At 55.9% G+C, this 14,166-nt stretch carries 12 protein-coding genes; 6 read left to right on the top strand and 6 right to left on the bottom strand.

Annotated features, from left to right (window positions below; genetic code table 11):
* Positions 1–249: 249 nt before the first annotated feature.
* The 6 genes from NUW46_RS02150 to NUW46_RS02125 all read right to left on the bottom strand — a co-directional run bounded on the left by NUW46_RS02150 (position 250) and on the right by NUW46_RS02125 (position 7,787).
* On the bottom strand, positions 250–870 hold the full coding sequence (locus NUW46_RS02150) for a hypothetical protein (RefSeq protein ID WP_418141288.1): 621 nt from the start codon (positions 868–870) through the stop codon (positions 250–252).
* Between the two features lie 82 nt (positions 871–952).
* Entirely contained in the window at positions 953–2,080 is a 1,128-nt protein-coding gene (locus NUW46_RS02145; protein ID WP_418141287.1) for a hypothetical protein, read from the bottom strand.
* A 643-nt stretch (positions 2,081–2,723) separates the two neighbouring features.
* Positions 2,724–3,341 carry a hypothetical protein gene (locus NUW46_RS02140; protein WP_418141286.1) on the bottom strand — a complete coding sequence of 206 codons (618 nt, stop codon included), beginning with the start codon at positions 3,339–3,341 and terminating at the stop codon, positions 2,724–2,726.
* Positions 3,342–3,426: 85 nt separating this feature from the next.
* Entirely contained in the window at positions 3,427–3,909 is a 483-nt protein-coding gene (locus tag NUW46_RS02135; protein ID WP_418141285.1) for a hypothetical protein, read from the bottom strand.
* A 276-nt stretch (positions 3,910–4,185) separates the two neighbouring features.
* Positions 4,186–5,814 (bottom strand): GMC family oxidoreductase, encoded by a 1,629-nt coding sequence (locus NUW46_RS02130; RefSeq protein WP_418141284.1) that lies wholly within the window; start codon positions 5,812–5,814, stop codon positions 4,186–4,188.
* Positions 5,811–7,787, bottom strand: a complete 1,977-nt coding sequence (locus tag NUW46_RS02125) for an alkyl/aryl-sulfatase (RefSeq protein ID WP_418141283.1) — start codon at positions 7,785–7,787, stop codon at positions 5,811–5,813. The genes NUW46_RS02130 and NUW46_RS02125 overlap by 4 nt, the downstream gene beginning before the upstream one ends.
* A 142-nt stretch (positions 7,788–7,929) precedes the next feature.
* Between NUW46_RS02125 and NUW46_RS02120 the strand changes: the two genes are divergently transcribed.
* The 6 genes from NUW46_RS02120 to NUW46_RS02095 all read left to right on the top strand — a co-directional run bounded on the left by NUW46_RS02120 (position 7,930) and on the right by NUW46_RS02095 (position 14,146).
* Positions 7,930–8,826 carry a LysR family transcriptional regulator gene (locus tag NUW46_RS02120; protein WP_418141282.1) on the top strand — a complete coding sequence of 299 codons (897 nt, stop codon included), beginning with the start codon at positions 7,930–7,932 and terminating at the stop codon, positions 8,824–8,826.
* 320 nt (positions 8,827–9,146) lie between these two features.
* Positions 9,147–10,811 (top strand): AMP-binding protein, encoded by a 1,665-nt coding sequence (locus tag NUW46_RS02115; protein WP_418141281.1) that lies wholly within the window; start codon positions 9,147–9,149, stop codon positions 10,809–10,811.
* A gap of 35 nt (positions 10,812–10,846) precedes the next feature.
* Entirely contained in the window at positions 10,847–11,614 is a 768-nt protein-coding gene (locus NUW46_RS02110) for an SDR family NAD(P)-dependent oxidoreductase (RefSeq protein WP_418141280.1), read from the top strand.
* A gap of 31 nt (positions 11,615–11,645) precedes the next feature.
* Positions 11,646–12,428 (top strand): enoyl-CoA hydratase-related protein, encoded by a 783-nt coding sequence (locus NUW46_RS02105; RefSeq protein WP_153634365.1) that lies wholly within the window; start codon positions 11,646–11,648, stop codon positions 12,426–12,428.
* Positions 12,429–12,452: 24 nt separating this feature from the next.
* Positions 12,453–13,592, top strand: a complete 1,140-nt coding sequence (gene aliB, locus NUW46_RS02100; protein ID WP_418141279.1) for a cyclohexanecarboxyl-CoA dehydrogenase — start codon at positions 12,453–12,455, stop codon at positions 13,590–13,592.
* 8 nt (positions 13,593–13,600) lie between these two features.
* A complete protein-coding gene (locus tag NUW46_RS02095) occupies positions 13,601–14,146 on the top strand; it encodes a MarR family winged helix-turn-helix transcriptional regulator (protein ID WP_418141278.1) in 546 nt (181 codons plus the stop codon).
* The last annotated feature ends 20 nt before the right edge of the window (positions 14,147–14,166 follow it).

Raw genomic sequence — 14,166 nt, 5'->3', positions numbered from 1 at the left:
CGCGAATCTATATGTGGGCAACGGGGAAATCTTCTGGACTGGCGCCTTCAATCGATACCGCCCACCATCATCTTCAATGTGTTCCAACACACTCTCGTGCCCAGTCTTGGAGAGCAATTCAGCTACTTCTTCGTACGTTCTTCTCTTCACGTCAGCGTACAAATTCACGTTGGCCTACCTTGGATATAACGTCGGGGTGACGGGCCAGTTTGGAGCGATAGCGGAAAACTGATCCCATTGACACATTGGTTAAACGGCTTTTCCGCCAAGTATTTGCTTGCCCTCTCGTACAAATTTTTGGTGGCTTTCAACTACCTCATCTGCCGCATCCCCGAGCTCTTTAGCCTCACGCCGATACTTTGATTCCAAATCGCCACCATCCTCGTAGCTGTCAGGCCGAACCGCCTGAAAACCATCTTTATTGGGAGAGGTGTAAATCCCTATGAGTCTGTCAAATTTACTTGCTGCCTCATAAAGCTCGGCCTTCAATATCTCTAACCTCTCGTCTTGAAACTCATGCTCTGCATTGTTCCATTCGTACACAAACTGACTTATAGGTTTGATTTCAGATCGCTGGAACGGCCTCCAAAAATCATGCTTTTTAAGAAAATGAACGACTGTGGTACTTGGGAGTAGCTCCAAGGCTTTCTCAAACAACGATACGTCTGAAGGATTAACGACTTTATCCGAAGTGCCATGCTGGCTATGAGAGTACTCCCTTCGATCGAAGGCAATGAAGGCACCTAACGAGGTCAAAAAAACCACAATTGGCTCCCACTCAAAGGACCAGCCAGTGGGATTCCAAAAAAACCATGCCACTGTCGCGACAATACCTGCAAGTGATAGATACTTTGCGATTTGATCTTTCATATTTGTTTAACGCGAAGCTAACCGGCGCCCTGACAAGGGCATATGGCGGAGGCCGAAGGCCGGAACGAATTTGATAGACTTCTTAAACAGCAACGGAAGCATAAGCAGCTTGTAGCTCTCGTTCAGCACCTTCTATGGTCAACGGACCGGAGGACCTTTCCTCAAGGGCTTGCCTTATATCTTCCCAACACTGGTCTATATCGGCTAAATCTTTATCTGTGAACGTTATTGTTGTAATGCCGAACTTTTCAAAGTACGCATTGCGCTTATCAGCCTCTTTGCACCATTTTGCCGACAACTCCTCGTTGAGTACTTTTTGTGTCTTTTTGGTGCTCCCTGCAATCGACATATGCGAGGAAGCCGGACTTATCTCAAAGCCAACCATTTTCATCGTATGAGGATTAAGCACAGAAAAATCCAATCGGTAAAGATGTTTAACCTCTTTCCCTGCATACCGAAGCTCCGGAATCAGCAACGGAACGGTGCCAGGGCTTTCGCTCTCCCTTATGTAGGCTAAATATCTATCAGAGATAGCTTGCTCATATTGGGAATTAGAAACACGCGCCAAAACGGTTTGGTAAAATGTTAAAAAAGCCTCAACATCTGAAAACATTACTGGCTTCTCGCTCTCGGGCGCTATCAAACCAGTCTCTAAGACATGCTCCACCGTCCAGTATGCATAGTTCTCCCTTCGCATTTGGCTTTTGTCATTTGCCCACTCACCAAACCGATGGGCGGGTGAAATAAGTAATCCCCATACGAGTTTTCCCGCACCAAACCAAACTTGCCAGAGGTTTTGATCTGGCTTCGCCCTCACTCGTGCTTCAAAATTACGATAGAAATTCCGCTCCAAGAATAGATGAATGTAGTTGTGTAGAAACTGATCCTGAAGCATTTCGGGGATTATTTCTTCTGTCCGCTTTCTGTCCCCAAAACGACGGCGGCGAGCAATAGCATCTTTCCGCTCCATAACTTGCTGCGTCAGTCCATTAAGCCATCGAGCGATAAAGTCTTCTGGCGAATGGAACTGCATGCGTACGCTATCCACAAAAGTATTGTTATTCCTTCCAACGTGCGCATGCATTTGCTGAAGAGTGGATTCTCGGCCAACGATCCGAGAAAAACGATTCAAAGCCTCCTCACGCATCTCCTCAAGTCGTGCAGAGAGCTCTTCTTCTTTAGCCTGAATGTCTTGAGTTAATGTCGTCATAGTCTTCCTGATTCAAATTCCGTTTAACGCGAAAACGAAGCGGAGCTTCTCACGCGTCCGCCTTACGTGATTTGTTAACTGACTTCGGCGCTCTCAGTATCAGCGGCTTCTTCTTGTGGGCCAAACTAATATGGATTTCAGGGCGCCCATGTTCTGCTATGTTGTCGTACCTATCCATGGACATTCGACAGCTCCACGCCTCTCCTGGACCGATTACTTGAGGTAGCGTCTTTCCAAAATGGGCCCGAAACGCCATCTCCGTGGCACCAAACCTGTATTCCTTCCTCTTTTCATGGGTAGCTTCAATACCGAGAATGGTTGTCGGCTGTGATCCAACATTAACGACCTGGATATTGCAGTAGCTCTGAAGCGTATTAATAGGTCCGTGGGACGTGTGCTGAGTAGAAACAATTTCGCTGTCTGGATAGCACACATCTAGTTTCAAGGTACCGAGCATTCTTGGACCTGATTTGATCCATTTTACTATGTCCCAAAGGAGAACCAGTGTAGCTACTACAGCGCCCCACCATGCTACGAGTTCAGTATTTTCTGCCAATGTACTCCCCAACAGTTAACGCTTAGCGCACCGGTGTGACCTTTTTGGAGCGACGCGGAGGAAAGGTCATCCGCGTGCCGCGTATTGTTAGATGAAATCAGACTGCCGACGATTTCGATAGCTGTAAATGACATCATCCAGCTTTCCGCCTCCAACCTCTTGGGCATATCTGTAGGCCGATTGCCAGAATCGTCGTTCGCTGGCCGGTACAGTCCGACGCCGAGCTTCGAGCCGGAAGAAGCCTTTATCGTCACCATTTCGGTACTTAAAAAAATAGTGATCACGGCCATGATCCTTTTTTAGCCCTTTAATTTCAGGGCTGGCAAGAACCTCTAGGTTGGCGTGTGCGCGGTCTCGAAAAATGATTGGCTCCAGTTCCGCCAACAAGAACAGAATATCCTCGATGTAGAAATTTATGTCGCTACCACGCAGTCGATACATAGCATCCACATGGCCATCACCCAAGATCATCGCATCCCGCCACTCATCGCGGGACTCCTCATGGAACTCTTTACCGTCGCATTCAATCCCAACCCTGTATCCGGTTTCATCTTGAACCAGAAAATCCAAAATGAACCGTCCACAGATGGTGTCGACTTCCTTTTGAGCAACAAGCTCAACCGAGGCCGCAGCGTACTTCTCGTAATGACGCACAAAAAGATCTTCGATGGGGCTGTCATATGGAGGATTATAAATTACAGGCATCGCGTTTCATCTAACTCCAACACCACGCGAGGCTACGGAATGGAGGCGAAGCCGCAATGCAGTAGCCGTCGCCGTGCCTGGATTTTTAAGCATTTCCTTGTGTTTCTCCGAGGTCTCCGTCTTTCGACTCTCGTTTAACTTTGTCCCATTCATCTTTCAGCATTTTCTGGGTGGCTACTGTAAGCGCCTCAAGTGCTTCACGGAGTTCGTCACGCTGGGATTCATGGGTGAGGTTGGGAATTTTCTTAATAAGTGACGCTATCTCAATATCTGGAGAATCCTTTGGATTTAGCCGAAGACGAATAACGTGGCGCAAGCGGTCAATTTCTTGAAGCATCTCCTGTCCGGCATCTGTGCCTTCCAGTTCGGACATGGCCCATGTGTGGGTTAAGCCAATGAATTTGGCCACGTCTTGCCTCATCTGCTCTAGCCAAAGAACCCGTTGAGAAGTCACAGTATTAATGAAACTTGCCTTGCGGGCTGACCGCTGACCTTGGATCAGGTTCCAGATGCCGAGCGCGAAAGTGGCGAGAATACCGAGCGCGTAAACATAATCCTTTGCTTCCATGGTTGATCCTGATTCGTGCTCAACAGTAATTAGGCAGCGCGGTTTATCATTGCAGAAATTTGACTGCGTCATTATTACTGACTTTGATCCATCAATCGAGCTACACATAAATCGATAAAACAATAGCTTAGTCGAACATGGTTATCTCTGCCATTTAATCATTCAGCGCCTGCAATTTGCTCCGCCAATCATGCTGGATGAAATGGCTGTGATTGACCTGGAGGCTCTGAAGGAAAGCCCTGAGTCGAATATTCGCTTTTGATTAAAAGCTGACAATCAGATGTGGCAGCCCTCCGCCGCCTCAAGAATCAGGTCGGCCGCCTTTTCAGCAATGGCGATCGTCGGTGCGTTGGTATTGCCACTGATCAGCCGCGGCATAATGGACGCGTCCACTACCCGCAGCCCTTCGAGCCCGTGCACTCTGAGCTGCGGGTCGACCACTGCCATCCTGTCGGTGCCCATTTTGCAGGTACCCACCGGGTGGTAAACGAGGCCTACTTTTTCCTTTACCTTTTCAATAATCTGCTCGTCCGATTGGCAATCTGAGCCGGGGTGGATTTCCTCACCCCGGTACTCGTCAAAGGCTTTGGCGGAAAGGATCCGGCGCGCCTGGTGGATACCGTCCACCATCACTTTGCAGTCATCGGGTTCGGCAAAGAAGCTGTAGTCAATTTCCGGCGCTGCAAAGGGGTTGGCTGAGGTGATGCTCACGGTGCCTGTGCTCTTGGGCCGCAGCACACAGACATGCACCGAGTAACCGGGTTTAGACATAAGTTTCAGGTTACGGCCGCTGTCATCGAACAACAACGGTAGCATGTGAAGCTGAACATCCGCGCGATCAAGGGTTTCGCGGGATCGAATAAACCCGCCGGCCTCGGTGATGGACTTGGCCAGTTTGCCCTGTTTATTAACCATGTACCGGATCGTATCGGGGAGCATTTTCAGCAGGCCCAACACCGAGGCGGTGAAGCCATTGTTCTTTCGGCTTGAGACCAGCACGCAGGCGTCTACATGCTCCTGGAGATTCTTGCCCACGCCCGGTAATTCGTGCAGGCACCTAATGCCGAGGCTCTCCAGCGCCTCTCTCTCGCCGATTCCGGAAAGCTGAAGCAACTGGGGCGAGTTGATGGCGCCACCGCTAAGAATGATTTCCCGATCTGCGCGCAACACCCGGTCCTGGCCTTTGTGGCGTAGCTCCACTGCAACAGCGCGCTTGCCCTCGAATACCACTTTTTTGACGTGTGCGTCCGTAAGGACGGTCAGGTTCTGGCGATTCATGGCCGGCTTCAGATAGGCATCGGCCGCACCAAACCGACGGCCATTCTTGATGTTCAGATGGAAATAGCCCACGCCTTCCTGGTTGGCGCCGTTAAAATCGCTGCTGTAGACAAAACCGGCCTGCCGCGCCGCGTCCACGAAAGCCTCAGACATGGGGTATTCGGCCGATTCCGGGGCACTGATATGAAGGTTGCCACCTTTGCCGTGGTAGGGAGTTCCAGCCAGGGTCTCGTGGTGTTCCGATCTAATGAAGTAAGGCAGCATATCACGATAACCCCAGCCTTCATTGCCAAGCGCCTGCCACTCGTCGTAGTCCTCTCTCTGGCCGCGCACGTAGAGCATACCGTTGATTGAAGAACTGCCACCCAGCCCTTTTCCCCTGGGGGTAAACAGAGGCTGACCACCGCGCAGTTTCTGGTCGGGCCTGGCGTTGAATGCCCAGTTGTAGGTTTTGAGAAACATGTGGGCGGCAAAGGCGCCGGGTGTGCTGATGGTGAACGAACCCTTGCCCGACCCTGCCTCCAGCACACAAACCGAATATCGACCATCAGCTGACAAACGATCCGCCAGTACGCAGCCGGCAGAGCCGGCACCGATCACGATGTAATCGAAGCTCTCGTTCATCATTGCTGCTCCACCGGTTCAATGATGGCGAAGTTTGCCTGCGGCTGTTCTAGCATTTGCAGCAGGCCAAAGAAGGCATCTACCGAGCCTTCAACCTTTATTTCACCTGCCTGCACTGCCTCCGGGAAACTGGTTCTCTGCAAAAGGATCTTATCGAGTACCGCCCTGGGCATGCTCACACTGGCGTGTGCTTCTTCGTCCAGCTCCCCTGACCGGTGAGTCAGCGTGGCATTCTGCAGGTTGAGCCTGAAATCCTCGCCCAGGTCAGTGATCGACCAGTTGATCACCAGGTACTTCCCAGCCGCTTTTTCCGGGTCGACCTTGACCGCCAGGGCATCGAAAAACATGCTGGTTTCCAGCGCCTGCATCAGATCCGGCTGCAAACCCACATGTTTCGGCGCAATTACCCCATGGCGCAATTCGTGTGCGCCAACCAGATAGGCGCTACGCCAGGTGCCCGCCTCAGCCTGGTAGCCCAGCTGCTCCAGAGCGTCCGCCCCCAGCTCTCGCGCTTCGCGGTTCTCGGGGTTGGCATAGACCAGATCTCGCATCACCGATGCTACCCAGCGGTAGTCGCCGTCGGCGAAGTCTTTGCGGGCCTTGCGGAGCACTTCTGCCTCACCGCCCATATAGTCAATGGTGCGCCTGGATTCTTCACGGGGTGGCAGGGGGTTGAGATTGGCGGGATTGGCGTCGTACCAGCCCATGTAGCGCTGATAAACGCCGCGGGCATTGTGGCTGACAGTGCCGTAATAGCCGCGGGCCGACCATTCCTGGCTCAGGCTTTCAGGCAACTGCAGGTTTTCGGCAATATCCCCGGGCAACATGCCGCGGTTCATCATACGGACCGTCTGGTCGTGGATATGCTTGTAAAGGTCCCTTTGAACTTCGAGGAAGTGCGTGATCTCCTGCGGATTCCAGATCGGCCAGTGGTGCTGGGCCACCAGAATATCCGCACGATCACCAAAGCGCACCAGTACCCTGTCGATGAACCGGGACCAGGCGCTGGCGTCCCGGATAGCGGCTCCGCGGATAGTGTAGATGTTATGCAATTGCTGGCTGGTGATCTCGGCGGTGTTGAGCACCCGGAACTGGGGGAAATACATCATCATTTCCGATTCCGCCTCGGTGCCATGGGCCATCTGGAATTCGATTTCGATACCATCGATGGTCAGGGTGGCGTCGTCCGGCACCGTATCTGTGGGCGCAATCAAACTCAGCGGTCCACTACCCAGCGCCTTGCCGAGCCCGGTATCGACATGACCTCTCACACCCGGCGTCAGGCCGGCACCAAACTGATAGGTGGCGCGACGGGTCATGGCATTGCCGGCAATCACGTTCTCGGCAATGGCATGCTCCATGAACCCTTCCGGAGCGTAGACCCGAACCTTCCCGGCCCGGACATCCTCCTCACTTACCACCCCTTTCACACCCCCGAAATGATCCGCATGGTTGTGGGTATAAAGCACGGCCACGACCGGCTTCCTGTTTCGGTGCTGGTAATAGAGTTCCAGAGCCGCGCGGGCCGTGGCAGGTGTCAGAAGGGGATCGATAACAATCAGTCCGCTGTCGCCCTCGATGATGGTCATGTTTGACAGGTCCATGTTTCGGATCTGGTACATGCCCTCGACCACTTCGAACAGCCCGTGAATGGCATTCAGTTGTGCCATGCGCCAAAGGCTCGGATTGACCGAATCCGGAGCTGCATCGGCCTCCAGAAAAGCATAGGGCGCCATATCCCAAGCCACATGTCCCTCTTTATCCAGTACCCTTCCATTGGGTAACGCCCCAATAAAACCCTGGCGCGCATCTTCAAACGATTGAGTGTCAGAAAACGGCAGTGCATTCAGTACCGCCTGATTGAACTGCGCCGTCGCCTCGGTAGCCGGCTTAGACATGTCGGCATGAGCAATCATCGGAAACAGTAAACCGGCACTTAACGCCGACAGCGCGGCCTTCTTGAGTAGGGGTAACATGCGAAATCTCCTGTTTTTGGCGGCATCCGGGTTTTATTGGTTGTGCATGGCGCGCCAGGTAACTGCAGTTTGAAGCGGGATTTTGAGCTTATCCAATGCAATGTTTATTGACTTTCCATGCGCCTGACGCATAGTTCAGGTTATGGATACAAGACACATCCGGCATTTCATGGCCTTGGTTGAGTGCGGCAGTTTCGCCCGCGCTTGTGAAGTCGTGCACCTGTCCCAGCCTGCCCTGAGCCGCAGCATCCAGGAGCTGGAGCGCCAACTCGGTGCAAGGCTGTTCGATCGGGGGCGCTTCGGGGTGGTTTTGACCGCGCACGGGCGAGCCGCCCTGCCTCATGTCCGGGGCCTGCTGGCCGCGGCAGAGTCTTTGCGACAAGAAGTTGAAGCCATTGATGAGCTTGAGACAGGGGAGCTGAATATCGGCACCGGGCCTTATCCGGCGCTCGCCCTGATGGACAGGGTCTGTGCCAGATTTGTTGATCGGTACCCGGCCATTCGCCTCAATATTCGAACAGATAACTGGCAGGAACTACGCCTTGCGCTGCTGGATCATGAGATAGAACTGTTTGTGGCCGATACCGGCGAATTGTCGGGCGATCCGGACCTGGAAATAACCCACTTGCCACAGCCCGAAGTTGTTGTGTTTTGTCGCCACGACCATCCGCTGACTCGGGAGGAGGGGGTGGTATGGGGAGATTTGCTGGATTATCCATTGGCCATGACCCGTCTGCCTGAAGATATGGAAAGAAAGGTTCAGACCATGAGTGCGCAACAAGGGGGGCTGAAACGGCGAATCGAGTGCGACAATATCGCCATGCTCGCGGCCATTGTTTCTGGCAGCAAGGCCATCAGTATTGCACCCAGACCGATCGTGGCCGGCTTACTCAATAGCGGAAAGGTGAAAACCCTTCCGGTAACAGGGATTGAGACTCTGCAGACCCGGTATGGTCTCCTGCAGCGCAGCGGGAGGCCCCTTTCCCCTGCAGCAGTTGAACTGCGTTCCATGGTTCTGGAATTGGCAAACCTGGAATGACCCGCCAACGTGGCACCCGCCTCCCAGCAAAGATAGTAGATTGCTCAGAAAAACTGGCAATTGAGCCTGCTGCGACCCACCACCTTTAAAACAACATATTGTCAAATATCGATAGAGCTGCCTCCCAGGCCCGCCTTACGATCCCAAACAAGCCAATACAATTTTCTCAAACCCTGAAGTTCAGCATCAAAATTTATAAAGCAATATGTTGACATATTATTTTGGAAAGGCGTATTTTTTAAACTGATACGGCTGGATACTGCGTCAGCTCGTGGCCAGCCCTCCTAACAAAAACAAACCGGACACAACAGGTGAATCAGATGGATACAGGCATCACTCTCAATCCGGAACGCCGCGCCGCCATGGTCGAGATTGGCGCATGGAACGACAAGCTCATTACCGACTATCTGGACCAGGCCGTGGCCAGCACCCCGGACCGGGAAGCCATCGTCGGTTACCAGGTCACCGGTGACACCCGCACCGCTCTCACCTATCGCCAGCTCAATGACAAGGTCACCCGCATGGCAGCGGGCCTGGCGGCCATGGGCATCGGGAAAGGCGAGGTTGTGGCCTGCCAGTTGCCGAACTGGTGGCAGACCACAGCCCTGCACCTGGCCTGCATGCGTATCGGCGCCATCCTGAACCCCCTCATGCCCATCTTCCGGGAGCGGGAACTGCGCTTCATGCTCAAGCATGGCGAAGCCAAACTGCTGGTGATTCCAAAGGTCTTCCGGGACTTTGACTACGAGGCCATGATCGACGGAATCCGCAACGAACTGCCCAATCTTGAAACCCTGCTGGTGATCGGCGGCGAAGGCGAACGCAGCTTCGAGCAGCGCCTGATGGAGACCGCCTGGGAAGAACAGCAGGACACCCGGGCCCTGTTTGCCGAGTGCCAGCTCACCGCCGACGACGCCATCCAGATCCTCTACACCTCCGGCACCACCGGTGAGCCCAAAGGCGTCATGCACAGCTCCAACACGCTGTTTTCCAATGTGCGACCCTACGCCGAGCGCCTGCACCTGACGCCGGATGACAAGGTACTGATGGCCTCCCCGCTGGCCCACCAGACCGGCTTCATGTACGGCATCATGATGCCCATATACCTGGGCACCACCGCCATCCTGCAGGACATCTGGGACGCGGACTACGTCTGCAAGGTAATAGGTGCCGAGAAACCGGCCTTCACCATGGCGGCCACACCTTTCCTGGCCGACCTGGTCAAGACCGCGCCCAAGCACGAGGGCGAACTGGATTCGCTGCGCATCTTCGTTTCCGCCGGCGCCCCCATCCCCAGCGCTGTGGTCGAACAGGCCGGCAAGGTGCTGAAAGCCAAGATCGTCTCAGCCTGGGGCATGACTGAAAACGGCGCAGTCACTATGACCTGCCCGGAAGATCCCGCCGAGCGGGCCAGCCAGTCCGACGGCAAGGCATTGCCCTGGATGGAAGTGAAAGTCACCGACTTCCAGGGCAACGAACTGCCTGCCGGTGAGGAAGGCAGCCTGCTGGTTCGCGGCTCCAGCCTGTTTATCGGTTACCTGAAGCGCCCGGAACTCTATGGCGTGGACGAGGACGGCTGGTTCAACACCGGTGACCTCGCGCGCATGGACAAGGACGGTTACATCCGCATCACCGGTCGCACCAAAGACGTGGTGATCCGGGGCGGCGAGAACATCCCGGTGGTGGAGGTAGAAAACCTGCTCTACAAGTACCCGGGCATCGTCGATGTCGCCCTGGTGGGCTGCCCCGACGAACGCCTGGGCGAGCGCCTGTGTGCCTACGTGACCCTGGACGAGAACGCCACCGACCTGACCCTGGACCAGATCAAGGCCTACCTGACCGAACAGCAACTGTCCAAAAACTACCTGCCGGAATACCTGGAAGTGATTGAGGCCATGCCCCGCACTGCCTCCGGCAAGATCCAGAAATTCAAGCTGCGTGAGCAAGCCAAAGAGGTGCGCCTCGAACCGGCCAAGCGCAGTTGACCCATTTGATTTAACAACAACAGGAGCAAGTCATCATGAGAGGCCTGAACGGAAAAACAGTCATCGTCACCGGTGGTGGCGGCGGCATCGGACGCGCCGTGTGCCAGCGCTTTGCCGAGGAAGGCAGCCTGGTGGCCGTACTGGACCGTGACGAAAACGCGGCCCAGGCCACGGTAGACCTGATTACCGAGGCAGGCGGCGAGGCCAAGGCCTACGCCGCAGACATCACCGATTATGCCGCGATCACTGAGACCGTGGCTGCGATGGAAAGCGATCTGGGTGTGCCCACGGTGCTGGTCAACAACGCCGGTTTCGACCGCTTCATGCCATTCCTGAAGACCGAACCAAAACTCTGGGACCAACTGATTGCGGTAAACCTCACCGGCGCCCTGAACATGCACCACGTGGTGCTGCCGAAAATGGTGGCCGCCGGTGGCGGCAAGGTCATCAATGTGGCTTCCGACGCGGCCCGGGTCGGCTCCTCCGGCGAGTCCGTCTACGCCGCCTGCAAGGCCGGGCTGGTGGGCTTCAGCAAGACCGTGGCCCGGGAACTGGCCACCAAGAACGTTTGCCTGAACGTGGTCTGCCCCGGTCCGACCGACACCGCCCTGCTCAAGGGTGTCGCGGAATCCGCACCCAACCCGGAAAAGCTGCTGGAAGCCTTCCGCAACGCCGTGCCCATGAAACGCCTGGCCCAGCCGGACGATTACCCCGGCATCATCGCCATGCTCGCCAGTGACGACGCCAACTTCATCACCGGCCAGGTGATCAGTGTGTCCGGCGGCCTGACCATGGCCGGCTAACGCCCACTTTCACGAACATGGAGAACACAGCATGAATTACGAAGACATCCTGTACGACGAAACCGATGGCGTCGCCACCATCACCATCAACCGCCCGGACCGCTACAACGCCTTCCGCGGCCAGACCTGCATGGAACTGATCGACGCCTTCCACCGTGCCGGCTGGAACAAGGACATCGGCGTGATCGTGTTCACCGGCGCCGGCGAGAAGGCCTTCTGCACCGGTGGCGACCAGGGCGCCCACGAGGGCCAGTACGACGGTCGCGGCCTGATCGGCCTGCCGGTGGAAGAACTGCAGCGCCTGATCCGGGAAGTACCCAAGCCGGTGATTGCCCGGGTCAACGGCTTCGCCATCGGCGGCGGCCACGTGCTGCACGTGATCTGTGACCTGAGCATCGCCTCGGAAACCGCCATTTTCGGTCAGGTTGGCCCCAAGGTCGGCTCCGTCGATCCCGGTTTCGGCACCGCCTACCTGGCGCGGGTTGTGGGCGAGAAACGGGCCCGGGAAATCTGGTACCTGTGCCGCAAGTATTCCGCCCAACAGGCACTGGAATGGGGCCTGGTAAACGCCGTTGTACCCCCGGAGCAGCTGGACGAGGAAGTACGCAAGTGGTGTGACGAGATCCTGGAGAAGAGTCCGACCGCCATTTCCATCGCCAAGCGCTCGTTCAACGCCGACAGCGACAACATCGCCGGCATCGGTGCCCTCGGCATGCAAGCCCTGAGCCTGTACTACGACACCGACGAGTCCAAAGAGGGCGTCAACGCCTTCAAGGAAAAGCGCAAGCCGGAATTCCGCAAGTACTACAAGTAACGGCCCGATAGCCCGGAGAACACCATGAATTTCGCATTCAATGAAGAACAAAACGCGATCCGCGAGGTTGTGGCCCGCTTCAGCGCCGAGGTGCTGGCCCCGGGCTATCGCAAGCGGGACCAGGAAGGCGTGATCGAGCGGGACGTGATCCGCCAGCTCGGCGAGATGGGCCTGCTCGGTGGTGAACTGCCTGAGGAGTTCGGTGGCAGCGGCATGGATTGCGTCACCAGCGGCCTGATCATCGAGGAGATCTCGAAAGGGGATTTCAACGTGGGTTACATTCCTCTACTGACCTCCCTGAACGGCCAGATCATCGCCAGCCACGCCGCGCCGGACCTGGCAAAGGAATGGCTGCACGGCATGACCTCCGGCCAGAAGGTGGCCTGCATTGCCCTGACCGAACCCCATGGTGGCTCGGACGCTGCCAACCTGCGCCTGAAAGCCGAGAAAAAGGGCGACGTCTATGTGCTCAACGGCGAGAAAACCTCCATCTCGATGGCCGACCAGGCTGACGTGGCGGTGGTGTTCGCCCGCACCGGCACGGTGGAGCAACGGGCCTCCGGCATCAGCGCGTTCCTGGTGCCCATGGACAGCCCGGGCATCACCACCACCCGGTTCGAGGACAACGGCCAGCGCGCCATCGGCCGGGGCTCAATCTTCTTTGATAATGTGGAAGTACCCGAGAGCCACCGTATGGGCGATGAAGGCAAGGGCTTCAAGCAGGTCATGCAGGGCTTCGACTACAGCCGTGCGCTGATCGGCCTGCAGTGCCTGGCGGTGGCCCAGCAATCCCTGGAGGAAACCTGGCAATGGCTGACCGAGCGTACTGCCTTTGGCCAGAACCTGTCCGCCTTCCAGGGCCTGACTCATCCGCTGGCGGAATACCAGACCTACGTTCATGCCGCGCGCATGCAGTGCTACCATGCGCTCTGGCTCAAGGACAACAACCTGCCCCACAATGCCGAGGCGGCGATGAACAAATGGTGGGGGCCCAAGCTCGCGTTTGATGTGGTGAAACAGTGCCTGCTGGCCCATGGCCACACCGGATGGGGAGAGGATTTACCGTTCGCCCAGCGCTTGCGGGATGTCCTGGGCCTGCAGATTGGTGACGGTACCGCGCAGATCATGAAGAACATTATCGCCCGCGAGTACCTGCCGAAGTGACGCGTCCCATGCCTTCCGTGATTCAGGACGCCGAGAACCGCCCTCGCCGGCCCAACCGCCAGCGGGGCACCAAAGGAGCACAGATGATCGTCAACGAATCCGGAGGCATTCCCAACCGCCTGTTTTTCCGCCTGTTCCAGACCGGAAACATTCTCCAGCGTCAGGTTCAGAATGAAATGGGCATCAGCGCCGTGCAATGGGCGGTGCTCGGGGCGCTGTCACGGGAGGGTTTCGAGGAAGGCACCTCGTTCAATCAGCTCAAAGAGTATCTGTACGTCAGTCGCCAGAACCTCGACGGCGTGCTCAAACGAATGGAACGGGACGGGCATGTCATTCGGGTACCGGCCCCCCAGGATCGGCGGGCCAGACTGGTGGTACTGACCGAATCTGGCAGGACCTTCTGGGATCGGCTGCAGGACTCGATTGCCGAGTTTTACCGGCAGGCCATGCAGGGGATGAGTTTTGATGACAGCGTCAGCCTGCTGCACCTTCTGAAAAAGCTGCAGCATGAACTTATCGATATTTCCCTGGACTCAGCCACCCCCGAGAAATAATGCGGGGTAACTGACGAGGA

It is taken from the genome of Marinobacter sp. MA (assembly GCF_048298425.1).
Taxonomy (GTDB): domain Bacteria; phylum Pseudomonadota; class Gammaproteobacteria; order Pseudomonadales; family Oleiphilaceae; genus Marinobacter; species Marinobacter salsuginis.
The sequence above is the reverse complement of the archived record's forward strand: the minus strand, read 5'-3'. Positions and strand labels throughout refer to the sequence as shown.